Origin of the sequence: Actinoplanes sp. CA-131856, assembly GCF_050956135.1 — a bacterium.
GTDB lineage: Bacteria > Actinomycetota > Actinomycetes > Mycobacteriales > Micromonosporaceae > Actinoplanes.
Genome location: NZ_CP191849.1, coordinates 2681001 through 2705536 on the forward strand (window position 1 = coordinate 2681001; position 24536 = coordinate 2705536).

Below are 24536 nucleotides of genomic sequence, written 5' to 3' on the forward strand. Positions count from 1 at the left end.
GAGCACTGGAATGAAAAGAAAGCACCTTGCCCTGGGCACGGCGGCGCTGATGCTGACGTCGGCCCTGACCTATCACTGGGTGGCCGAGGAACTGAACGGCGAGCGCGACGCGCAGCCGGTGGCCGCCAAGAAGTTCGGCACCGTCAAGGTCGACGCGTCGCCGCCGCCCGCCGACGGCGGCGCGTGGACCGGACCGGCCAAGGGGCGCTGGCCCGCCGCCGGCTCGGCCGAGATGATCCTGACCAGTGGGGGCGTCTCGGCCCGGGCCGGTTCCGTCCCGGTCACCGTCCGGCCGGTGGCGAGCAAGAAGGCGCCGGCCAAGGTACGGGTCTCGGCGCTGCCCGAGGAGCACTCGGCCAAGCTCGGCCTCAGCGGCCCGGTCATCGCGGTCGAGGCCGACAGCGCCGGTGACGTGGAGACCACTGTCGACTACGACAGCTTCTCCGGGATGTACGGCGGCAGCTGGGCCAGCCGGGTCACGCTGGCCCAGCTGCCCGCCTGCGCCGCCACCACGCCGCAGCTCCCACAGTGCCAGGACCCGGCACCGCTCGACACCAGCCGCAACGGGACCACGCTGTCCGCCCCGCTGACCCTGTCCGGCTCGGCCGCCACGATGATCGCCCTGGCCGCCGGCACCGAGTCGGGGGAGGGCGACTACAAGGCGAGCGACCTTCAGGCCTCCGGCTCGTGGACGGCCGGTGACTCCTCCGGCGGATTCAGCTACTCCAACGACATCGACGTGCCGCCCGCGCCGGGCCCGACGCCGCAGATCGCGCTGAACTACGCGTCGCAGATGGTCGACGGCCGCACGGCCGGTGCCAACAACCAGGCCTCCTGGGCCGGCGACGGCTGGGACTACTCGCCCGGCTTCGTCGAGCGCTCCTACGCCGCCTGCGTCGACGACCGCGACAAGGCCGACGACAAGGAGGCCAACAACAAGGACAAGAAGACCGCGGACCAGTGCTGGAAGGGCAAGTCGCCGAACATCACGGTCTCGCTCGGCGGCACCAACACCACGCTGGTCAAGGACGACGACACCGGCGCCTGGCGACCGGCCCAGGACGGGAACTGGAAGGTCCAGTACGAGGGCGCGCCCGCCACCAAGAGCGACGCGACCACCGAACGCTGGGTCGTCACCACACCGGACGGCACCCGGCACTTCTTCGCCGGCGAGGTCGCGTCGTCGAACTCGCGGTGGACCGTGCCCGTCTTCGGCAACCACGAGGGCGAGAGCTGCCGCGCCGACGCGTTCAAGGACTCCTCCTGCGACCAGGCCTGGCGCTGGCTGCTGGACAAGGAGATCGACGTCAACGGCAACATGACGCGGTACTACTACAAGAAGGAGACCGGGCACTACGGCGCGGCCGGCGACAAGAACAACCGGGTCTCCTTCGACCGCGGCGGCAACCTCGAGCGCATCGAGTACGGCCTGAACACCGCCTATCCGGATGTGGCGGCCACCGCCCGGGTCGTCTTCAGCACGGCCGACCGGTGCTTCGCCGACGAGTGCTACAAGGACGGCAAGCCGGTCAAGGCGGAGTGGCCGGACGTGCCCTGGGACAAGGAGTGCACCGCCGAGCCCTGCACCGACAAGCTGGCCCCGGTCTTCTTCTCGGTCAAGCGGCTCACCAAGATCACCACGCAGATCCGCAGCGGCAGCGCCTTCAACCCGGTCGAGTCGTGGACGCTGGACCAGGAGTTCAAGGAGCCGAAGTCGGCCACCTCGGCCTCGCTGTGGCTCAAGCAGATCACCCACGCCGGCCACGACGGCGGCACGGTCACCGACCCGCCGGTCGTCTTCACCGGCGTCGAGCTGACCAACCAGGTCAACGCGATCGCCGGCGCCCAGTTGTTCTCCCGCTGGCGCATCGACAACGTCCGCACCGAGTCCGGCTCGGACATCCACGTCACTTACTCCGACCCCGACTGCGACGCCGGTGACCTGCCCGACCCGGCCACCAACACCCGGCTCTGCTACCCGGTCTACTGGACCCCGGACGGCTACTTCGACCCAACCCGGGACTGGTTCCGCAAGTACGTGGTCACGGAGGTGACCCAGAGCGACCGGACGGCCGACCAGCCGCCGATCCTCACCCGCTACTCGTACTCGACCGAGGGCAGCAGCACCAATGTGCTCTGGGGCTGGGACGACGGCGAGTTCACCAAGAAGAAGCACCGCACGTACGGGCAGTGGCGCGGCTACTCGCAGATCGTCACCCGGGTCGGGCAGACCGACACCGGCAAGGTGCTGACCACGCGCAAGCGGTTCTACCGCGGCCTCGACGACCAGCCGTTGCCGGACGACAAGACCCGCACCGTCCAGGTCACCGACGCGGCCGGCAACAGCTACGCCGACCATCCGGCGCTGGCCGGCTCCACGCTGGAGGAGGCGACGCTCGACGGCGCCTCCGTCGTCGAGGCGCAGACCACGGCGTACTGGGTCAAGCAGACCGCGGTCCGCAGCCGCACCGGTGGCAGCGACAAGGCGTACCGCATCGCTCCCTCGACCCAGCGCAGCCGCAAGCTGCTGGCCCCGGGCGTGTGGCGGCAGACCGAGTCGCGCTCGGAGTTCGACGGCGAGGGCAACATCGAGTCGACCTCGGACCTCGGCGAGACCGGCAGGAGCGGGGACGAGACCTGCACCCGCTTCACCTACGTGTCGAACGACGACCCGTGGCTGCGCGGGCTCCTCTCCCGAGAGGAGAAGGTCGCCAAGGCCTGCTCGGAGACCGTCTCCCGGCCGGCCGACATCGTCTCGGACGTCAGGAACTTCTACGACAAGTCCGAGACCCACGGCAGCGCGCCCTCCAAGGGGCAGGTCACCCGGGTCGACAAACTGAACTCGTGGACCGGCGGCGCGGCCGTCTACACCACCACCGGCCGGACCGCCTTCGACAGCCTGGGCCGGCAGGTCAGCGAGACCGACTCGCTGGGCAAGGCGACCACCACCAGCTACACGCCGGCCGGTCCCGGACCGGTGACACAGACGAAGACGGTCAACCAGCTCGGCCACGAGACCATCACCGACCAGGACCCGGCCTGGGCCGAGCCCACGTCGATCCTGGACGCCAACAAGAAGCGCACCGACCTCGGGCGTGACGCGCAGGGCCGGCTCACCAAGGTCTGGCTGCCCGGCCGGGCCAAGGCCTCGGCGACGCCGAACATGGAGTTCAGCTATCTGATCCGCAACAACGGCCCGCTCGCGGTGACCACCAGGCGGCTCGGGCCCAACGGCAACTACGTCACCGAGATCGGCCTGTTCGACTCGATGTACCGCTCGGTGCAGACGCAGGAGGACGCGCAGAAGACCAAGGACGGCAAGGACGCCCGGATCGTCAGCGGCACCGGGTACAACGACCGGGGCCAGACCGAGTACGAGTCCGACCAGAACTACGTGCTCGGCAAGCCCGGCACCGACCGGCTCGAGATCACCCCGGGCGAGGACCGCAACCGGATGGTGACCACCTACGACCGGCTGGGCCAGGAGGTCGAGGAGGCGCTCTGGTCGTACAACGTCAAGAAGTGGGCGACCACGACGTCGTACGGCGGCAGCGCGGCCGGCTGGCAGACCGCGGTGACCCCGCCGACCGGCGGCACCGCCACCATCTCGATCGAGAACGCCGACGGCGACCTCGTCGAGAAGCGGGAGTTCCACGGCCGGACGACCAGCGGCGACTACGACGCCACCAAGTACACGTACAACCCGCGCGGTGACCTGGCCACCGTCACCAAGGGCGGCCTGAGCTGGAAGTACGAGTACGACCTGCGGGGCCGCGAGGTCAGGACGACCGACCCCGACAAGGGCACCACGACCGTCGAGTACAACAACGCCGACGACGTGGTGAAGTCGACCGACGCCAAGGGTGACGTCGTCGCCACCACCTACGACGACCTCGGCCGGCAGAAGGAGCGCTTCTTCAACGGGGTCAAGGCGGCCACCTGGACGTACGACACCGTGGCCAAGGGCCACCCGACGAAGTCGACGTCGATCGTCAACGGCTACTCGTTCAGCCGCGAGGTGTTCGAGTACAACGACGCCTATCAGATCGTCGACGAGGAGTCGGTGATCCCGGCCATGCCGGGGCTGACCGCCCTGGCCGGCACCTACGTCTCGACGAACACCTACACGCCCAACGGCCTGCTGTGGCGCAGCAGCCTGCCCAAGGTCGGCCCGATGGAGCGGGAGGGCATCACCCGCACCTACGACGACCTGGGCAACGTGGTCAAGCTGGCCGGCACGTCGTCGCCGTCGGGCACCGTGCGCACCTACGTCGACCGGACCACCTGGTCGCCGTACGGCGAGGTCCTGAACCGCTGGCTCGGCACGCCGGTCGGTGACAAGCCGCAGGCCTACCAGAGCTACGTCTACGACGACGCCACCCGGCGCCTCTCGGAGTTCTGGTTCGACCGCGACGGCACCGTCCCCAACGTGGCGGCGCTCAAGTACACGTACGACGACGCCGGCAACGTGCTCTCGATGGCCAACCGGCCGGTCGACGAGGACAACAACCCGCGGGCCGGGGAGGAGGACGTCCAGTGCTTCACGTACGACCACCTGCGCCGGTTGACGCAGGCGTGGTCGCAGGCCTCGGCCGCGTGCGGCACGCCGGCCGCCGGCGGCAAGGCGCCGTACTGGAAGTCGTGGACGTTCGACGAGCACGGATCGCGGACCAGCGCGACCGACCATGTCACCGGCAAGACCGCCAAGTACGACTACGACAAGGCGTCGCACGAGCTGAAGACCGTCACCACCGGCGACCAGGTCGACAGCTACAGCTACAACGCCCGCGGCGACCTCGAGTCCCGCAAGATCGGTGACAAGACCGAGACGTACACCTGGAGTGCCCACGACAAGCTGACCAAGATCAGCGGCCCCGAGGGCGACACCACGATGGTGTACGACGTCGACGGCAACCGGATCGCCCGCATCGACGCCGGTGGGGCCGGAGCGAGCATCTTCGTCTACGGCCACGAGTACACGACCACGCCCACGTCGGGCACGGCCGCGACCCGCTACTACGAGCACGGCGGCGACACGATCGCCTCCCGCACCGACAGCACCAGCAAGAAGGGCGACATCATCTGGCTGGGCGCCGACCAGCAGGATTCGGCCGGCTGGGCGATCAACTCGGTCACCCGGGTCTCCACGGTCCGGTACAACGACCCGTACGGCAACTCGCGCTCGCCGGCGCCGGTGCAATGGCCGTCCGGTCAGCGTGGTTTCGTCGGCGGCGTCCAGGACCCGACCGGGCTGGTCATGCTCGGCGCCCGGTTCTACGACCCGAGGAACGGCGCGTTCATCTCGGTCGACCCCGAAGTGGACGAGTTCGATCCGCAGCGCCTGCATCCGTACGCGTACGCCAACAACAACCCCACCACCTTCTCCGACCCGGACGGCCTGTTCTGGGGCTCGCTGAAGAACGGCATCCAGAAGGCGGCCAGCTCGGTCGCCAGCGGAGTGACCCAGGCGGCCAAGGCGGTCGTCAACAACGCGGGCACGATCGCCTCGGTGGCCGGCACGGTCGCCATGGTGGCCGCGGTGCTGCCGCCACCGGCCCAGGTGGTCGCGGCGGCGGCCGGCGCGGTGGCCGCGGTCGCCGGCGCCATCGACACGGCCAAGAGCTGTGGCGGTGGTGACAAGCTCGGCTGCGCGGTCGGCATCGCGAGCATGATCCCCGGCGTCCGCCAGGCCAAGACGGCCGCGCGCGGTGTCGGCGCCGCCAAGGACGTCACCAAGAAGTTCGCGGCCGAGGCCGACGACGTGGCCAAGGCGGCGAAACGCGAGGCGGACAACGCCGCGCCGATCCGCCCGGACGCGCAACGGCCGGGCGTCGCCGAGGCGATCAAGACGCGCTCCGGGGCGATCTACGCGTCCACCAGCAAGGTCGGCACGCCGCCGTGGCTGCACTGGAAGGTGCGGTTCATCCTGAAGCTGGTGCCCAAGCCGCTGCGCGGCAAGGGACACGGCAAGTGTGGCCTCACGGTCTGCCTGACCAGGTCGCTGAACGAGAAGCAGAGCCCGCGGGGCGCGTCGGCCCACGCGGTGACCATCCGCAACCGGGCGACCCACCCGAAGCACGCGAAGCCGGTCCCGCCCTGCGGCAGCTGCAAGTTCCTGTCATTCTTCTTCGGGCTGCGCTGGGCCTACCCGTGGCGGTGGTGGAACTGGAGGATCTGAGGTTTGACTGACAGGTTCCCGCGTGGTGTCGACCGCGCTCTGCGCAAGGCCGGCTGGTTTCCCGGCCGGCGGGTCGACACCACGCCCTGGCGGGATGCCATCGACGGCATCGACATGCATCCGGCGGCGACCGCGTTCCTGGCCGAGTTCGGCGGCCTGGCCGTGGACGTCCACGGCTTCGGCCGTACGGCGGCGAAGGAGCCGTTCGAGCTGGATCCCGAACTGTGCGAGGGTGAGGAGGGCCGGTTCCTCCAGTGGAGTGAGTTCCTCGGCCGGTCGCTGTACCCGCTGGGCGAGCTGGACCATGGCCGCTTCTTCCTCGGCATCGACGAGGAGGGAACGCTCTATCTGGTCATCGACTGGCTCGCCGTCTTCGACGGCCCGGCCGACGCCGGGTTGATCGCCCTGTGCCAGGGCACCATGCCCCGGCAGCTGTCCCCGGACGAGTGATCGGGAGGCCGCGAGGGTGGATCGCGCTGTGCATGATCGAGCGCGTGATCCGTTCCGCCCTCGCGGCCTCCTCGCTTCTGCTCGCCGGTGCTCTGCTGAGCGGCTGCGGCGGGAAACCGGCCCCGATCCCGCCGAGCCCGTCCGCGTCGCCCAGCCCGGTCGCCCCGATCTCATCGCCGGCGACGGTCGCCGGCAACCGGCGGTTCGGTGAGCTCGAGCGCCGGTTCAAGGCCCGGTTGGGGGTGTACGCCGTCGACACGGGCAACGGGCGCACGGTCGCCCACCGCGCCGACGAGCGTTTCGCCCACGCCTCGACGTTCAAGGCGCTGCTGGCCGGGGTGCTGCTCCGGGACCTCACCGACGCCGATCTGGCGCGCGTGGTGACGTACGCCCCATCGGATCTGCTGGAATGGGCGCCCGTGACCAAGCGTCACGTGGCCACGGGGATGACGGTCGAGGCTCTGATCGACGCCGCCGTGCGTCACAGCGACAACACGGCCGCCAATCTGCTGCTCCGGGAGGCCGGCGGTCCGGCCGGGCTGCAACGGGAACTGCGGAAGATCGACGACAGCGTGACGTACGTCAACCGGACCGAACCCGCGCTGAACGAGGCCGTCCCGGGTGACCAGAGGGACACGAGCACCCCGCGGGCGCTCGGCACCGACCTGCGGCGGCTCGTGCTCGGCGACGAGCTGCCCGCCGCCCGCCGGGAGAAACTGACCGGCCTGCTGATCGGGAACACGACCGGTGACACCTTCATCCGGGCCGGCGTGCCGGCCGGCTGGAAGGTCGGCGACAAGACGGGCAGCGGCGGCTACGGCACCCGCAACGACATCGCGGTCGTCTGGCCGCCCACCGGAAGCCCGCTGGTCATCGCCATTCAGTCGGACCGTGGCGTTCGTGACGCGCCCTCGGACGACGCCCTGATCGCCGAGGCGGCGAAGGCGGTCGTGGCCGCACTGCGGTGACCGTCACAATTGCAACATTCGGTACATATGCCTGCGCCGTTGAGGATACTTTTTGCGACCGGATCAACCGCTCGTCAAAGAAGGAAGCCGCAGCGTTGCCCCCGTCGCCCATCGAGTCCGCGAACCCGATCACGATCGTCGCCGCGAGCCTCGTGCTCTGCGCACTGGTCGTGGTCGTGCTGCGCCGCAAGGTCAAGCCGGTCGTCGAGGCCGTCGGCCGGGACCTGCTCGAGCGCCTGGAGCCGCACCTGCCCGAGGGTCTGTGCCGGGTGGCGCGGCGATGGTACGACCGGATCGACCCCGCCACCGCCCGTTCCATCCTGGTGGCGGCGATCGCGGCCGGCATCGCGTGGTCGCTGGCCTCGACCCTGCAGCTGGTCGGCGCGGTCACCGCGTCGATCTCCGCGATCCTGTCGGTGCACCTCAGCTCGCACGCCTCGGTCCGGGACGGGACGAAACGCCTGATCGGCACCCTGGCCGGGGTCGGCGGTGCGGTGGGGGTGTGGGGCGTCTTCGGGCCGAGCCCGGTCTCGATCGCGGTGATCGCCGGCTGCGGTCTCGTCGTGGGACGGGTGTTGCGCCTGGGCGACGGCTCGGTCACCGTGCCCGCCACCTCCCTCGGCGTGCTGGTCGCGGGCAGCGCCGTCGCCGAGACCCACGTCTGGGAGCGGGTCGGCGCGACCGCGCTCGGCATCGTGGTCGGCGCCATCCTGTCGCCGCTGGTCGGCGGCATGACACCGCTGGAACGGGCACACAGCAAGCTGGCCCACCTGTCCACCGAGATCGCCCGCCTGCTCGGCGACCTCGGGGCCGGCGCCGCCCGCGGATACGGCCGCGACCAGGCCGCGCAGTGGCTGGCCCGGTCCCGCGAGCTCGGCGAGACCCTGGGCGAGGCGGTCGACGCGGTCGAGGACCTCGACCGGCAGGCCCGCTGGTCGCTGACCACGCCGCTGACCGAGGTGGCGCCGGTGCACCACACGTTCCGGGTGCTCGAGCACGGGGTCCACCAGGTGAACTCGGTGGCCCGCACGATGTTCGACGCCGCCGCGGCGCCGCACTGCCCGGGCGTGCCCGACGACATCGGCCCGCTGCTCACCGCCGCCTCGGAGGCGTTCGCGGCGCACGCCACCCTCGAGACGGACCCGGACGCCGACACCACCCAGGACGCCGACAGCCTCGAGGACCTGCTCGACGGCCTGCGCGAGGCGCGGCGGCAGACCCTGCAGAAGGTGCGCACGGGCATCGACGACACCGGGGTGCTGGTGCTCACCGGCTCGATCATCACCGACATCGACCGGATGGCCGGTTCGCTGGAGCGCTCGGCGCCGGCCCTGGCCGTCGGCGAACGGGAGAGGGGACCGGGCATCCCGGCCGTCTCGGAGGTGGTGCCCGTGGTGCGCAGCTTCTGGGAGAAGGCGGTGACCCCGAAGACCGGCGGAGGGGCGGACGGCCGGTAGATCGACATGCGATGATCGGTCCTCCTCGATGCCGCAGGGAGGACGTCACGGATGGCCGAGCACGACGAGCTGCACACCGATCGCCCGCACCCGGCGCGGGTCTACGACTACCTACTCGGCGGCAAGGACAACTTCGCGGCCGATCGTGAGGCGGCGCAACGGGGTCTGAAGGCCAACCCGGACAGCCGCATCCCGCCGCGGGAGAACAGGCTGTTCCTGCGCCGCGCGGTCCGGTTCCTGGCCGAGCGGGGCATAGATCAGTTCCTGGACATCGGTACGGGCATCCCCAGCGCCCCGAACGTTCACCATGTCGCCCAGGCGATCGAACCGCGGTCGCGGATCGTCTACGTCGACAACGACCGATAGTCAACGGGTAGTGTACACACGTGGTTGGGTTTCCTGAGGGGAGCGACACGTGGCACTCGGTGCGGGGTTCGTGCGGGTCAGTACTGGTAGTCAGGATGAAGCCTCCCAGGTCAAGGTGATCGAGGCGGATGCTGCTGATCGTGGTGTCACCATCGTCAAATGGTTCAAGCTTCATGGCTACTCGGCGAGTCATGGGACGCAGGAACCGGCGCTGCGTGAGGCCATTGCGGACATTACGCGTGGCGACTACTCGACGTTGATCGTCACGGAGTCGTCCCGGCTTGACCGGCGGGAGGACTTGGACGCTCAGGCGGAAATTCTCCTCGCCATCCGGTCCGCTGGTGGCGACATCATCTCGATCAGCGAGCCGCAGTTCGGGCGGACCGATTTCGCCGGTCGTATCGTGACGCTGGTGGCGCAGCACGCGAACGCCGAGAAGTCCAAGACGGTCAAGAACGAAACGTATCGCGGCATCACCATGGTCCGCGACAACAAGGCGCACTATGGGCCGCTGCCCGCGTTCTGGGCGACGAAAGGGGTCCGGTACGCCAAGCAAGCGTGGTGTCAGGACCCCGCCGCGGTGCTGGACATTTACGAGCGCGTCGCTAGCGTCGAGTCCCTTGCCAGTATCGGACGTGCCTACAACGTCTATCCGAACTCGATCAAGAATCTGATCCGTTTCGACGCGAATCACACCGGCGTTGTGGAGTGCTCGTACACGTATCAGGGTCAGACGGAGACGTGGGCGCACGAGGTCGAGGCGGTTGTCGATTCCGCGTTGTGGTGGCGTGCGAACAAGGTCCTGGAGGCGAACCAGACCGAGAACCGGGTGAACAAGGGTGGCCGGCCGGTGGCCAGTCCGGCTAACTGGATGTCCGGCATTCTCGACTGCCCGGCATGCGCGGGGAGACTGTTTCTCCATGCGGGCATGACCCCGGCCGTCGACGCGCGCACAGGCAAGCCGCGGACGCCCAGGCCGCGTACGCCGAAGCTGCGCTGTGGTGGTCACGCGAAGCAGCGGCTGGCCTGCGGCGAGTTCACGGGCATCGACGCGCAGCCGATCATCGACGTGATCACCGGCATGTTCGCCGGCGACAGCACGGACATCCTCGCGTTTCAGCGGGTGGCGGGCAACGCACACGAGTTGGACGAGTTCCAGGCTGGACTCCGCAAGATCCGGGCCCGGCTGTCGGCCACCGAGGATGACGACGAGTTGGACGCCCTCGTCGCCGAGCGGAAGGCGATCAAAGCGCGGATCGAGGGCTTCGAGATCGTGCCCGACCGGTTCGACTACGCCCCCACGGGCCAGACCGTGGGCCAGATGTGGGCGGCCGGTGACGACACGATCAAACGCGGCATGGCCCGCGCGGTCAAAGCATCCTGGGGAATGGCTCTCGCCGAGCGCGATGGGCAGTGGGGCATCGCCGTCGGGACGGCAGGCCAGGACGGTCCGGCGGACGCGGCGGGGATTGTCGATCTTGGCAATGGTTTGTGTTTCCGGCGGTAGCGCACGAAGCAGGCTCACCCGGCGCCATGCCGGGTGAGCCTGCTTCGTTGTTGCCGCCTGATGGTTAGTCATCGCCGTGGTGGTGCGGCATGACGAGCACGACCTTCCCGGCCTCAATGTGTTTGAGCACGGCGGGGAGCCGGAAATCTTCGGGCTGCACGATCACGGTCGGCGTCGCCGTGTCGTCGGCCGCCGGTGGCGGACCCGAGCCCGGATCACCCCGGCCGGCGCGTAGGTCCTGCGGGAACAGCACGACGCGCTGCTCACCGTGGACGGGTCGAAGGACGCCGCCGACGAAGCGCTACTTGCCGAGGCGCAGCGTCTGGCCGCCGACGGATGCCGCCGGTTCGTGGTCGCCTCCAACGACAGCAGGTTCGCCCGCCCCGCCGACCACGGCGACCTGGAGATCGTGATCTGGGCATCGCAGAAACCCCGCAAGAACTACACCGCCCGGGCATCCCAGGTGCACCGGCTACCCATCCCCGCAGCCCCAGAGGGAGGTTCGGGGGATTATGTGCGTTTCGGGTTGAGGGTGAAACGGTGTCACCTGACCGGCATTTACATCTACCCGCCAGCCGAGGGCGTCCCCGACGGGACCGCCGCACTCAACTGGTCCAAACCGCCAGAACCGGCGTAGCGGTCACTATCCAACACGGCGAATTCGTAGCTGCGTGACGGCGATCCCGGCATCGCGCCACGCCTTCGCGCGAGCCGGCGGCCGGATGGGCAGTCCGGTTCCCGCCGGATGGGTCGCCGCGGGCTGCTGACGTCAGCGGCGATCTCGATGCCCTCCTTCGCCGGCGTGCCGGTACTCATGCCGTGTCGGCGGAGACCACCTCATCGGCCGACGAGCCCGGCCCTGCGGCGTCGAACTTCGATGCGGCCCTCTGGCACCGTCAGGACATGGTCAGCGATAGGCGGCAGTGGATTGAGGCACTCCTGGCTGTCGGGGACTTCAGCCGACGATTTGTCGCACCTGTGTTTCCGCGGTGTGCTTTGGTGCTGGCAACGTCGTCTGTCCATTCCGGTTCTGGCGTTGGGGTCGCCGTCCAGAAGCCGGATGTGAGGCTAGGATCTGTGGCCCTTGCCCTCCGCTGGGCGGGGGATTTGGCGCCTTACCTCGGAAGCCATACTCACACAGGCTTTATTCAGGTTGGTGTGAGACTGCGGCGCTGCGCTGCGGCGGATCGCCCGGTCCAGGTGGGCGAAGGATAACCCGCACTGTTCGTCATTGATCTGTCCTGCCGTCCTATTTTTAAGGGCGGCACGTTCGACACGAGGTTTCAGTGTTACAACCCCCACGGCAGTTCGCCGGAAATGTCACATCGGGAAATTCGACTCCTCGGAAGGTGGCCACGGCTGGCGTCCCATCCCCATTTCGCCGGCGGGCGCGTATCGGGTTGGCGGCAGCCGCCAGTCTGATGGTGGCGGTGACGTCGGTCGCGGGCCCGGCCCATGCCGATACGCCGCCCGATGTGCCGAGTTGGGTGCCAGCCGGTGTGAGTGCTGCGATGGCCACGGCCAAGCAGACTGGCGATCGCGTCAAGATCGACGACGCGACCACGCAAACGGCGGAGTTCTACGCAACGCCCGACGGCAAGGTCGTCGGGAAGATCTCATCCGATGCCCAGCGGTTCGCCCGTGATGGTGCGTGGGTGCCGATCGACCTGACGCTGCGCAAGCAGGCTGACGGTTCCGTGGCCCCGGCCGCCTATCCGCAAGAGATGCGGTTCTCCGGTGCGCGCGAGGCCGAGACTGGCAACCTTGCCGTCATGGGCTCCGACGACGACAAGGTTGCCGTGGGCTGGAAGGGCGCGCTGCCCGAACCGAAACTGGACGGCAGCAAGGCCACGTACGCCGACGTTATGCCGGGCGTCGACCTGGTTGTCCAGGCCACCCGGAGCGGTTTCGAGCAGTTCGCTGTCCTCAAGTCGGCTGCCGCGGCGAAGTACGCCGACCAGGTCACCCTGCCGCTCTCCGGTCCGGGTGTCTCGGTCGTGCGGGCCGACAAGAAGGGCAACATCCAGATTCACGGCCGGCGCGGTGAGCCGCTTGCGGCCATCCCCACGCCGATGATGTGGGACTCGAAGTCGGCGAAACGCGGCGGACCGCCGCGGCACCGTCAGGTGGGTGTCAGCCTCACCCACACCGCATCGGCGAAGGCCCGGCAAGGACTCGACGCGACCGACCCGGTCAACGTCACCCTCAAGCCGGACCAGAAGTGGCTGACCAGCCCCGACACCGTCTACCCGGTCACGATCGACCCATACTACGACTGGTCGACCACGGTCAGCAGCACCACGGTGGTCAAGGACTACGCCACCGGCTGGTCGGACGCGGACTCGCTGTTCGTCGGCACCTACGACAGCACCTGGAGTGCCCGCTCGTTCATCACCTGGTGGGCTGCGCACGTGCAGGGCTTCGAGGTTGACCAGGCCACCATGCACCTGGCGAACCCGTACTCGACGACCTGTTCGCAGACGCCGTGGGAAATCTGGACCACCGGTGCCATCACCGCCGACACCTCCTGGGCCAACCAGCCGGAATGGCAGGTCAAGGAAGCCACCTCGACCAGCACCTCCTGCGACGAAGACGGCTGGGTCACCGCGGACGCCACCGGCTTCTTCCAACGCGCGGTCGAGAAACAGGTCGCCCAGCCCACCATGGGGCTGCGTGCCGCCGACGAGACTGCCACCGACCAGTACAAGCAGTTCTGGTCCTACAACTACACCGACTCGTCGAAATCGCCCTACATCGAGGTGTGGTACAGCCTGCCGCCCAACCCCATCGACCCGGACGCGGCGATGTGGGCGAACCAGATGACGCTGAGCGACTTCCGTGACTGGACTGAAGCCGAGGTTGGCACCAACAGCGGATACGTCGAATCGGTCAACGACGCGTACACGACGTCGGTTACCCTGCTGTGGGCCGGTGCGCCCAACGCGATGCAAGCGAGCATCCTCGCCGAAGCAAAGCGCCGCACCATCACCGCGACCGTCGTGCAGCGCAAATACACCTTGGACCAGCTCAACCAGGCAGCCGACGCGGCCATGGCCAGCACAAACTCCGGCACGGGAGTATTCGCCGGCTTCAACATCAGCCTGGCGGAGCCCATCACCCCCGAGTTCGACGGCCTCATCGTCACCGGTCAGCACAAGTCGAACCCGGCGGACACCGCCGCCGCCGACCAGACGCTGTCCCAGCAGGCCACCCAGGCGTTGGGCATCGCGGTGAAGGTCCAGACCGAACCGATGTTTGATAACACCAGCGGCACCAGCCGGAGCACCGACACGTCCCCGTTCAACGCCGGCACATTCGTCTATCCGTCGTGCTCGCTTGGCTTCGGCCTGCGGATCGGCTCGGCCATTTACACCACAACCGCTCGTCACTGCAATTCGGCATTCCGGGCGTACGACAACACCAAAGGCCCGATCTACAAAACGAAGCAACTCTCCTCTGATGGCGCCGCCCGGGTGATGACCGCCGGCGGGTCACAACTGATGTTCTACGGCGGCTTCGACAGCAAACTGAAGGCCAACGTGATCGGCACCAAGAACGTCGGCAGTGGCGACGTTATCTGCACCAGCGGCGGCAACTCGGGCAGCCACTGCGGCGGCGGCGCGAACATGAAGGTTCAAGCGAAAAGCGCCAAGCATAACGACGGCTACGGGGACATATCCATTCTCGTTGCTGAACGTATCGATGGCGGAGTCGCCTCTGTACCGGGCGACAGCGGAGGGCCGGTCTACCAGAACAAGACCGCCCTTGACGTGTATGCCGTCGGCATGATCCAGGCGGGCAGCGGCAAGACTCCCTGCGTACCGGTGCATTACCACGTCACCGATTGCTACAAGCGCGTTGGGTACACCTCGATCAACACCATCATCCGTGGTGTACCGGGTTCATCACTGGTCCACAAGTAGGCTCGCATCCGCAGATGGGGCGAACACCGACAAGCGGTGTTCGCCCCATCTGCATGCCGGCTGCGTTCATCCTCTTCCCGGATGTCTTCCCCGCTGATGTCTAGTCGACTGATGCGTTCGACGGCATCGGAACGGTCAGCCGATGCGGCGCTACGATGGTGATCGAGGGCCGATCGAAGGGACACCGTGATATTTGACGAACGAGCCGACAGTCTGGCGGGCCGAGAACCGGTGAGCCCGCAGGAGCCAGCGACCGAGAGCGAACCCGACCCTGCGGTGTCGGACTTCGACCAGGGCCTGTGGGACCGCCAGCACATGCTCAGCGATCTACGGGAGTGGATTCTAGCCCTGCCCGGTATCGAGGCGAGCGGCTACATCGACAATATCAACGATCCGGAGGCCGGCTCCACGGTGCTGGTATGGCACGGGCCGTCCGACCGTATCCAGCAGCAGATCCTGGACGAAGCCCACGGCCGGCACATTCCCATTTCGGTCCAGCAGCGCAAGTACACCAGGGCCGCCCTTGAAGGGGCTGTCGAACAGCTCTGGGTCACCGCGCCGGGCACTGGCGTGTTCCAAAACTTCGAGGTCAGTGCGATCGCCGCCCAGAACATCGACTTCGACGGGATCATTGTCATCGGCGAATACATCCAGCCCCCAGTCGAGGGAGTCGCCGCTGCGGACGCCACTCTCGTCCGGGCATTGAGGTCCGTCACCGGAGTTGCGGTGGCCATCGAGCACGGCAAGTTTGAATTGCTCAACTTCTGATCTCGGCTCCATGCAGGCAAACAGAACGTCATGCCTGGGCGCACACTCGCCATCCCGGCCTGAGTCATCGGCCCGTCAAGCCGAAGAACACGGCTACCGCCTCGGTGAACGCGGCCATACCTGCGGCGGCAGCAGCCTTCACCGGCAACGCTCAGTATTGCTACGCCACGGGTGCGGCCTTTAACGACCGGCCTCGGGTTCCTGGCCGATGGCGTGCCGCTCGGTGCGGGTGCCGAACTCGGCAACCTGACGTCGCGCCGACTGCTACGTGGTATGACTCGGGACTGACCTGCGCCGGGCCGATGCTCCAGTCGCCCAGCCGGTAACGGCGGAGCAAGCTGGTGCCTTCGGCAGCCCCTGCGGGGGTGACCGGGCACGGTCACGATTGGGCGCGGCTCACGCGCGTAGTGCAATGGGTCGCTGGCCGTCGCCGGTAACGGTCCCGGCAACGGCAGCCGTCCACCGTGCCAGGCATGTCAGACACCGAGAACACCAGCAGCGCGCCCAGCATGCCGACCGACTCGACCACCGGCACCGGCCCGGCCGGACCGGGCCGCCGGTATCGGCCCCGCGGCGAGACGGTGCGGGATCATCGGCTCACGCCGAGGTTCACCGACGCGGAGCTGTCCACGATCAAGGCCGCCGCCGACGCGGCGCAGATGACCGTGACCGGGTTCTGTGCCCTCGCGGCGCTCGCCGTCGCCCGGCGCGAGCCGGGCCGGCAAGACCGCGGCCATGCTGCTCGGCTCGTGGGCCGTGCCGCAGATGCAGGCCGCCGCGAAGACCGCCGGCGCCGACCCGGACGACATCGCGCTCTGGCCGTTCCCCTATCAGAAGGACGGCAAGTTCCACGCGCAGATCACCGGCGACTACTCGGCCGCGGTCAGCAAGAACTCCGGCAACAAGGCGACCGCCAAGGCCTTCCTCGACTGGTTCGTCAACGAGTCCGGCTTCGCGGCCGACCAGCAGGCCATCCCGACCGCCGTCAGCCAGCCCATGCCGAAGGTCATCAAGGACTTCGAGGACGCCGGTGTCGAACTGCTCAGCCTCCCGGCCGCGACCACGAACAGCGGCAAGGAGGACGAGATCATCAAGGAGTCCGAGATCGACCTGACCGGCAACATCTACCGGCAGAAGCTGGTCGACATCGCGCGCGGCGCGGCCAAGGGCGACAAGGACTCGTACTTCGCCGACCTGAACAAGCGGTGGGGCGCGGCCCAGTCAAAGGTGATGAAGTGACCCGAAGGCACAGCCCCTGGCTGTACCTGGCACCCGCGCTGATCCTGCTCATCACCTTCACGTACGTGCCGGTCGGCAACATGATCTGGTACAGCTTCCACAGCTGGGACGGTCTCAAGCCGGCGATGGAACCGGTCGGGCTCGACAACTACGTCCGGGTCTTCACCGACGAGCAGTACTGGCGGGTCTTCCTGATCAGCCTCTACTACTTCGCGGCGTCGTTCGCGCAGATCGCCATCGCCCTCTACTTCGCGGTGATCCTGTCGTTCAGCACCCGGTGGCGCAATCTGTGGAAGGGCGTCATCTTCTTCCCGTACCTCCTCAACGGCGTCGCCGTCGGCTTCGTCTTCCTCTACTTCTTCCAGCCCGGCGGCACGCTCGACACGCTTTTCGGCGGGCACACGCCGCTGTGGCTGGGCGATCCGGACGTCGCCAACTTCTCGCTGGCCGGCACCTCGGTGTGGCGGTTCACCGGGCTCACCTTCGTGCTGTTCCTGGGCGCCATCCAGAGCATTCCGGGGGAGATCTACGAGGCCGCGGAAATCGACGGCGCCAACCGCTGGCACCAGTTCCGGCACATCATCGCGCCCGGCATCAAGCGCATCATCAGCCTGTCGTTCATCCTGGCCATCTCGGGCAGCCTGTCGGCCTTCGAGATCCCGTTCATCATGACCGGCGGCGCCAACGGCACCACCACGTTCGTCATTCAGGCGTACCAGACCGCGTTCGGTTTCCGGAAGATCGGGCTCGCCTCGGCCATGGCGGTCGTGCTGCTGCTCATCGTCCTGCTCGTCACGTGGATCCAGCGCCGGATCGTCCCGGACGAGGAGGTCACCCTTTCATGAGCAGATTCGCCAAGTACGTCTCGTTGGTCGCGGCCGCGCTCGTCGTTCTCATCCCTCTCGTGGTCGTGCTGTTCGCCTCGTTCAAGACGCACGCCGAATACGGCAGCACGGGACCGCTCACCCCGCCCCGGAACTGGTTCAACTTCGACAACTTCGCGACGGCCTGGTCCAAAGGGCACATGCTGCGCGGATTCGTGAACACCACGATCATCCTCGTGGTGTCGCTGACGGGCACGATCGCCGTGGGCACCCTGGCCGCGTACGCCATAAGCCGCTTCTCCTTCCCCTTCAAGCGGCTCGTGCTGGGGCTTTTCCTGGTGGCGGCGCTGGTGCCCGGCGTCACCACCCAGGTCGCGACCTATCAGATCGTGAAGTCGATGGGCCTGGTCGACACGCTCGGCTCGGCCATCGTGCTGTTCCTGGGCACCGACATCGTGTCCATCTACATCTTCATCCAGTTCATCCAGTCCATTCCCCAGAGTCTCGACGAGGCCGCCGTGATCGACGGGGCGTCGCGGTTCACCGTGTACCGCCGGGTGATCCTGCCGCTGATGAAGCCGGCCATCGCCACCGTCGTGATCATCAAGGGGATCGCGGTCTACAACGAGTTCTACATCCCGTTCCTCTATCTGCGCTCGCCCGAGCTGAACGTCATCTCGACGGCGCTGTTCCGCTTCAAGGGCCCGTACGGCGCGCAATGGGAGACGATCGCGGCCTGCACGATGATCGTGATCATTCCGACCGTCGTGGTCTTCCTGCTGTTGCAGCGCTTCATCTACAACGGCGTCACCGCCGGAGCCACCAAGTAGAAAGGACGTGCCGCACATGCTGCACGCACAGGACCTCGGCGGCGCGTGGGAATTGCGGGCCGACGCGGTGGATCCGCTTCCGGCCGGCGTTCCCGGATGCGTACACCTCGATCTGCTGAACGACGGCCGGATCCCCGACCCGTTCCTCGACGACAACGAGAACAAGGTGGCCTGGGTCGGCCGCACCGATTGGCGGTACCACCGGCACATCGGGTGGGACGGACCGGCGTACGACCGCATCGATCTGGTCTTCGAAGGTCTCGACACCGTCGCGTCGGCCGAACTGGACGGCGTGGTGCTCGGCTCGTCCCGCAACATGCACCGGAGCTATCGGTACGACGTCACGGCCCGGCCCGAAGGTGAGCTCGTCGTGCGTTTCGAGTCGGCCTACACCGAGGCCGAACGGGTTCGTGATCTGCTCGGGCCGCGAGCCAACGCGTATCCGGAGCCGTTCAACTTCATTCGTAAGATGGCCTGTTCCTTCGGCTGGGACTGGGGTCCGACGCTGGTGACCGCGGGCATCTGGCGGCCGGTGCGGCTCGAGGGCTGGAGCACGGCCCGGCTCGCCTCCGTCCGTCCCCTGGCGACATACGACGGCGGTGGGCGGCTCGATCTGACCGTCGACGTCGAGCGCACCCGTGAGCGTGATCTGCGGGTCCGCGTGTTGTTGTCCTCCGCGGAGATCGCCACGTTCGATCTGCGGGGCTCCTCGGCCCGCGAGGTCATCGACGTCGACGTCGAACCGTGGAACCCGCGCGGCTACGGCGAAGCGGCGCTCTACGAGCTGACCGTCGAGCTGCTCGACGGTGACGAGGTGCTCGACCGGTGGCAGCGGCGCACCGGCTTCCGGACGGTCGAGCTCGACCGCACCGGCGGCGGATTCGTCTTCCACGTCAACGGATCGCCGGTGCAGATCAAGGGCGTCAACTGGATCCCGGACGACATCTTCCCGGCCCGGATGACCCGCGAACGTTACGAACTCCGGCTGCGCGAGGCCGCCGGGGCCGGCATCAACCTGATCCGGGTGTGGGGCGGCGGCATCTACGAGGACCGCGACTTCTACGAGGTCTGCGACGAGCTCGGGCTGATGGTGTGGCAGGACTTCCTGTTCGCCTGCGCCGACTATCCCGAGGAGGAGCCGCTGTACTCGGAGGTGGTGGCCGAGGCGCGGGAGAACGTGAGCCGGCTGGCCCCGCACCCGAGCCTGATCACCTGGAGCGGCAACAACGAGAACTTGTGGCTGCACGAGCCGTCGGGCGACCTGAGCTGGGGCGAGAAGTACTACCTGGAGACCCTGCCGGCCATCGTGGCCGAGCTCGACCCGAGCCGCCCCTACCAGGCGGGCAGCCCGTGGTCGGGCAGCTGGGAGCACCTGCCGAACGATCCCGGATACGGCACCTTCCACTCCTGGGAGGTCTGGAACCGGCAGGACTACCTTCACTATCGCGACTCGCAGCCGCGGTTCGTGGCCGAGTTCGGCTGGCAGGCGCCGCCGGCGTGGACCACGCTGCGCGAGGCAGTCTCCGACGAACCGATGCGGCCGGACTCGCCCGGCGTGCTGCACCACCAGAAGGCCGAGGACGGCAACGGCAAGCTGGCCCGTGGCCTCGCCCCGCACTTCGGCTCGTGGAACGGCACCGAGGCCTGGCACTTCCTGACCCAGCTCAACCAGGTCCGGGCCGTACGCACGGGGGTCGAGCACTGGCGCACGTCGTGGCCGCACACGGGAGGCACGATCCTGTGGCAGCTGAACGACCTGTGGCCGGTGACTTCGTGGGCGGCGATCGACGGCGCGGGGCGGTACAAGCCGCTCTACTTCGCGATGAAGGAGATGTACGCCGCGAGGGCGCTCACCATTCAGCCCCGCGAGGACGGTCTGGTCGTGGCCGTTCTCAACGACCACCCGGATTCGTGGACCGGAACCCTGCTGATCGAGCGGCAGGACACGAGCGGCACGGTCCTGGCCACCACCACCCGGCAGGTCACGGCGGCCGCCCGCTCGGTGACCCTGGTCCCGATACCGGCCGGCGTGGCCGAGTTCGGCGACCCGGCGGCCGAGCTGCTGGTCGCCCGCCTGGGCGAGGGGCGGGCCTTGTGGTTCGGGGTCGAGGACCTGGAGTTCAGCCACGCCGATCCGGGCCTCACCGTCGACGTCACGACGGTCCCCGGCGGACTCGACGTGCACGTGCGGGCGGCCGGCCTGGCCCGGGACATCCTGCTCCAGCCCGACCGCATCCACCCCACGGCCACCGTCGACCGCGGTTTCGTCACCTTGCTGCCCGGCGAGTCGGTCGTGTTCGAGGTCCGCGCGCCCGTCGACCTGGCCCCCGGCTCCGTCAAGGCACCCTGGGTCCTCACCTCTCTGCCGGAGGTTCTGCGATGAAGCTCAGGGGCCGAGCAGCGCGAGAGGGACGACGGCTACATCGTCACGGCGCCGGTATGCGTGCTCGCCGGCGTAGATGACGAGGGAGTCGATCAAATCTTCGCCGATTCGGCTGCGCAGCCAATGGAGGTGCTTGGTGTCGGCACTGAGGATCTCTCGCTGGGCTGGGAGGCTCAGATCAACGACCGACGCTGCGCGCGGCGTCGCCGTAGCTGTCTTTCCCACGCCCTCTACTCGCCCTGTAGCACACAGCCCGATGCCTGAACCTCTCAGCGGGTGCTGGCGCGGGCCACGATGTGGGCCGCTGGGGCCTCGTACACCTCGGGGGGTGAGCCGGCCATGGCCTCGAGGAGGGCGCCCGCGGCCAGCTCGCCGATGCGGCCCACGTCGTGGCTCATCGCGGACAACGCCGGGACGGCCAGCTGGCACTGGGCCGAATCGTCCCAGGCCACCACCGAGACGTCGCCGGGCACGGACAGGCCGTGCTCGGCCAAGGCGTCGAGGGCGGCCAGGGCCATCACGTCGTTGTCGCAGACGATCGCGGTCGGCGCGGCCGGGATCAGCTCGGCCACGGCGGCCCGGCCCGAGTCGTACGAATAATCGCCCACCGTGCCCACCAACCGCACCCCCCGGGCCTCGGCCTCGGCGCCGGCCTGGCGCAGCTGGGTGTGCGCGAACGTCGTGGGGCCGCTGATGTGGCCGATCACCTCGTGGCCGCGCTCGGCCAGGAACCGGACCGCCTCGCGGGCGAACCCGGCGTCGTCGGTCCAGACCGTGGGCAGGCCGGAGGCGGTCGACGGGGCGCCCAGCACCACCGCCGGCAGGCCCAGCTGGTGCACCAGGCCGACCCGGGCGTCGTCGGGGGCGAGGTCGACGAGCACGACACCGTCGAAGCGCCCCTCGGCCGCCCACCGGTCGTACGTCTCGGCCTCGGCCGCCCGGTCGGTGACGACCTTGACGAGGACCGAGACCCCGGCCGGCGTCAGCACGCGCTCCAGGCCCTCGATGAACTCGTGGTAGTACGGCTCCTCGCCCAGGACACGGGACTCGCGCGCCAGCACCAGGCCGACCCGCCGCCGCGCCGGTGCCACCCCCCGGTTCCCGTTCATCACGAGATACGGTACCGCCATGGCACGTCGAGAAGCGCCCGCGGGCGGCCCGGGCAGCCGTGCCCTGATCGTGGACGTGATCCGATCGGCCGAGCGGATCAGCCGGGTCGAGCTGGCCGAGGTGACCGGCCTGACCCAGCCCTCGATCTCCAACATCGTGCGTGACCTGATCGCCGACGGCATCGTCCACGAGACCGGCTCGGCCGGCTCGCTGCGCGGCAAGCCCCGCAAGCTGCTCGCCATCAACCCGGCCGACCACTTCGGGGTCGGCTTCGAGCTCGGCACCGACTCGGTGACCTGCGTGGCCATCGACCTGACGGGCGGGGTGGTGGGCCGCGAGGCGGTGCCGCTCGAGCGGGCCGACCTGCCGGGCCAGCTGGCCGCCCAGTTCGACGACTTCATCGCCGGCCTCGACCTGCCCCGCCACCGCGTGGAGGGCCTGGCCGTGGTCGCGCCGGCCACCGCGCCCTTCACCGAGTGGGAAACGATCGCCGACCGGCTGTCCGAGCGCCTCAAACTGCCGGTCCTGGTCGAGAACGACGCGGCCGCGGCCGCCCTGGGCGAGTTCTGGAGCCGCCGGGTCTCCCGCGAGCAGTCGTTCGGCTGCGTCTACCTTTCCACCGGCATCGGCGCCGGCATGGTGTTCGGTGGCGCGCTGTTCCGCGGCGCCAGCTTCGACGCGGGCGAGCTCGGACACCTTTCGATCGCGTACGACGGAAGGCCGTGCCCGTGCGGAAACCAGGGCTGCGTGGAGAGGTACGCCTCGATGACCGCGACCGTCGACGCGGCCCGTGCCCACCCGGCGTTGTCGGCCCGCCTGCGCCTGGACGGCACGGTCTCCGCGGCGTACGACGCGCTCGCCCGGGCCGCGGTCAGCGGTGACCAGGACGCGTACGCGGTGATCGAGGAAGCGGCAGGCCATCTGAGCGTGGCCGTGACGTCGATGGTGAACCTGCTCGACCTGGGCCGCATCGTCCTGACCGGCCCCGGCGTGGCGGTGGCGGGCTCCATCTACGCCCGCCGCCTGCGCGCCCACCTGGCCCGCACGGCCCACGCCCGGGGCCGCCACGAGGTGCAGGTGGAGCTGTCCGCCCAGCCCCGGAACGCGGCCGGCATCGGCGCCGCCGCCCTGGTCGTCCAGGCGTCGATCGCCCCGGGCCACACGCCAGGCATGCGAGGCTCATAGCAGCAGGGGGAACAGCACGCCGGTGGCGGCGGCCCCAACCAGGGCGCCCGCGAGCACCTGGGCCGTGGTGTGCTCCTTGAGCCGAACCCGCGCCCAGCCGACCGCCGCGACAAGAAGCCAGGCCGGTGACACGGCAGGACCGTAGATGACGGTCAGGGCGCCAACCGCCCCGGCCGCGACGAGCGCGTGCAGCGAGATGCCCCACCGGGCGAGAACCGTGACGGGCGTGAACACGTCGGTGATCAATCGGGCTGACCTGATCATGCGGCGGGGGCGGCGGTGCTCTGGCGGACGATCAGGCGGGTGGCCAGCTCGATGCGGGTGGATTCGAGGCGTTCGCCGTTCACCAGGCGCAGGACCGTGCGGGCGGCGGCCACGCCCATCTCGTGCAAAGGCTGGCGGACCGTGGTCATCGGTGGGGCCGTCCATTCGGCGAAGTTCAGGTCGTCGAAGCCGACGACGCTGATGTCGTGGGGGATCGCCAGGCCGGCCTGGCGTACCGCCTCGTAGACGCCGGTGGCCTGCTGGTCGCTGCCGGCGAAGACGGCAGTGGGCGGGGTGGGTGATGACAGCAGCTCGCGGGCCGCGGCCAGGCCGCCCTCGTACTGGAAGTTGCTGTAGCGCACCATCTGCCGTTCGGTGGGCAGACCGGCCGTCTCCAGGGCGGCGCGATATCCGGCTATCCGGGCGCGGGTGCACTGCAGCTGTTCGGGACCGCCGATGGCGGCGATGCGCCGGTGGCCGAGCCCGATCAGGTGTTCGGTGGCCGCGTAGCCGCCGGCGAAGTTCGTGGCGCCGATGGACGGGATGTCGGGTGGGGGCTGGCTGACCCCGTCGACCACCACGAACGGCAGGTTGCGGCGTTCCAGGTCGGCCCGCTGACGGTCGGTGATCTCGGAGAGGACCAGGATGGCGCCCTCGGAGCCGCGGGCCAGCAGCGACTCCAGCCAGCGCCGGGTGAGCGACTGCCGGTTGTGCACGGACGAGACGACCAGGCTCAGACCGGCCTCCTCGACGACCTCCTCGACGCCGGTCAGGATGGACAGGCCCCAGACGCTGTCGAGCTGGTTGATGACCATGTCGATCAGGTCGGTGCGACGGCCGGTGCGGCGCGCGCTCCGGGGGCGCTGATATCCGCGCTCGGCCAGCAGCCGCTCGACGGCCCGGCGGGTCTTGGCCGAGACGTCGGTGTGCCCGTTGAGCACCTTCGACACCGTCGAGACGGCCACGTTCGCCTCGGCCGCGATCTGTTGCAGGGTGGGCCTACCGCCGGCCATGACGTATCACCATGTTTCGAAAAGTCTTGCCGCATTGACGTCTGTGAAATGGGATCAGCAGGCTACACCCG

Annotated in this window: 18 protein-coding genes; 14 read left to right on the forward strand and 4 right to left on the reverse strand. The window is 68.7% G+C overall.

Annotation, left to right across the window (positions count from 1 at the left end):
* Positions 1 to 10: 10 nt before the first annotated feature.
* From ACQP2X_RS12845 to ACQP2X_RS12870, 6 genes are all read left to right on the forward strand, one after another.
* Positions 11 to 6178 (forward strand): RHS repeat domain-containing protein, encoded by a 6168-nt coding sequence (locus tag ACQP2X_RS12845; RefSeq protein ID WP_498696630.1) that lies wholly within the window; start codon positions 11 to 13, stop codon positions 6176 to 6178.
* 3 nt (positions 6179 to 6181) lie between these two features.
* Complete coding sequence (locus ACQP2X_RS12850; RefSeq protein WP_498696633.1) at positions 6182 to 6628, forward strand: SUKH-3 domain-containing protein; 447 nt, start codon at positions 6182 to 6184, stop codon at positions 6626 to 6628.
* Positions 6629 to 6660: 32 nt separating this feature from the next.
* Positions 6661 to 7596: a class A beta-lactamase gene (bla, locus tag ACQP2X_RS12855; RefSeq protein WP_498696634.1), complete on the forward strand. Its 936-nt coding sequence runs from the start codon at positions 6661 to 6663 to the stop codon at positions 7594 to 7596.
* 95 nt (positions 7597 to 7691) lie between these two features.
* Positions 7692 to 9053: an FUSC family protein gene (locus ACQP2X_RS12860; RefSeq protein ID WP_498696636.1), complete on the forward strand. Its 1362-nt coding sequence runs from the start codon at positions 7692 to 7694 to the stop codon at positions 9051 to 9053.
* Between the two features lie 51 nt (positions 9054 to 9104).
* Complete coding sequence (locus tag ACQP2X_RS12865; RefSeq protein WP_498696639.1) at positions 9105 to 9419, forward strand: SAM-dependent methyltransferase; 315 nt, start codon at positions 9105 to 9107, stop codon at positions 9417 to 9419.
* A gap of 49 nt (positions 9420 to 9468) precedes the next feature.
* The gene (locus ACQP2X_RS12870; protein ID WP_498696642.1) at positions 9469 to 10926 is read left to right on the forward strand and encodes a recombinase family protein; all 1458 of its coding nucleotides are present in this window, start codon (positions 9469 to 9471) and stop codon (positions 10924 to 10926) included.
* Between the two features lie 64 nt (positions 10927 to 10990).
* Here ACQP2X_RS12870 and ACQP2X_RS12875 read toward each other — a convergent pair whose 3' ends face one another.
* Positions 10991 to 11179: a hypothetical protein gene (locus ACQP2X_RS12875; RefSeq protein WP_498696644.1), complete on the reverse strand. Its 189-nt coding sequence runs from the start codon at positions 11177 to 11179 to the stop codon at positions 10991 to 10993.
* Between the two features lie 15 nt (positions 11180 to 11194).
* On the opposite strand from ACQP2X_RS12875, the gene ACQP2X_RS12880 reads away from it, so the two are divergent.
* From ACQP2X_RS12880 to ACQP2X_RS12910, 7 genes are all read left to right on the forward strand, one after another.
* Entirely contained in the window at positions 11195 to 11563 is a 369-nt protein-coding gene (locus ACQP2X_RS12880; protein WP_498696646.1) for a hypothetical protein, read from the forward strand.
* Positions 11564 to 12356: 793 nt separating this feature from the next.
* Positions 12357 to 14849: a hypothetical protein gene (locus ACQP2X_RS12885; RefSeq protein WP_498696647.1), complete on the forward strand. Its 2493-nt coding sequence runs from the start codon at positions 12357 to 12359 to the stop codon at positions 14847 to 14849.
* Positions 14850 to 15080: 231 nt separating this feature from the next.
* A complete protein-coding gene (locus ACQP2X_RS12890) occupies positions 15081 to 15617 on the forward strand; it encodes a hypothetical protein (protein WP_498696649.1) in 537 nt (178 codons plus the stop codon).
* 678 nt (positions 15618 to 16295) lie between these two features.
* Positions 16296 to 16856, forward strand: coding sequence for an extracellular solute-binding protein (locus ACQP2X_RS12895; RefSeq protein ID WP_498696650.1), 561 nt, complete (start codon positions 16296 to 16298; stop codon positions 16854 to 16856).
* Positions 16853 to 17701, forward strand: a complete 849-nt coding sequence (locus tag ACQP2X_RS12900; protein ID WP_498696651.1) for a carbohydrate ABC transporter permease — start codon at positions 16853 to 16855, stop codon at positions 17699 to 17701. The genes ACQP2X_RS12895 and ACQP2X_RS12900 overlap by 4 nt, the downstream gene beginning before the upstream one ends.
* Positions 17698 to 18510 (forward strand): carbohydrate ABC transporter permease, encoded by an 813-nt coding sequence (locus tag ACQP2X_RS12905; RefSeq protein WP_498696653.1) that lies wholly within the window; start codon positions 17698 to 17700, stop codon positions 18508 to 18510. The genes ACQP2X_RS12900 and ACQP2X_RS12905 overlap by 4 nt, the downstream gene beginning before the upstream one ends.
* A gap of 16 nt (positions 18511 to 18526) precedes the next feature.
* Complete coding sequence (locus ACQP2X_RS12910) at positions 18527 to 20893, forward strand: glycoside hydrolase family 2 protein (protein ID WP_498696655.1); 2367 nt, start codon at positions 18527 to 18529, stop codon at positions 20891 to 20893.
* A 269-nt stretch (positions 20894 to 21162) separates the two neighbouring features.
* On the opposite strand, the gene ACQP2X_RS12915 is transcribed toward ACQP2X_RS12910, so the two are convergent.
* Positions 21163 to 22002 (reverse strand): LacI family DNA-binding transcriptional regulator, encoded by an 840-nt coding sequence (locus tag ACQP2X_RS12915; protein ID WP_498696657.1) that lies wholly within the window; start codon positions 22000 to 22002, stop codon positions 21163 to 21165.
* A 19-nt stretch (positions 22003 to 22021) separates the two neighbouring features.
* On the opposite strand from ACQP2X_RS12915, the gene ACQP2X_RS12920 reads away from it, so the two are divergent.
* Positions 22022 to 23188, forward strand: coding sequence for an ROK family transcriptional regulator (locus ACQP2X_RS12920; RefSeq protein ID WP_498696659.1), 1167 nt, complete (start codon positions 22022 to 22024; stop codon positions 23186 to 23188).
* Here ACQP2X_RS12920 and ACQP2X_RS12925 read toward each other — a convergent pair.
* Positions 23183 to 23434, reverse strand: coding sequence for a phosphatase PAP2 family protein (locus tag ACQP2X_RS12925; protein ID WP_498696660.1), 252 nt, complete (start codon positions 23432 to 23434; stop codon positions 23183 to 23185). The two genes, ACQP2X_RS12920 and ACQP2X_RS12925, sit on opposite strands and share 6 nt — an antisense overlap.
* A 14-nt stretch (positions 23435 to 23448) precedes the next feature.
* Complete coding sequence (locus tag ACQP2X_RS12930) at positions 23449 to 24465, reverse strand: LacI family DNA-binding transcriptional regulator (protein WP_498696662.1); 1017 nt, start codon at positions 24463 to 24465, stop codon at positions 23449 to 23451.
* Positions 24466 to 24536: the final 71 nt, after the last annotated feature.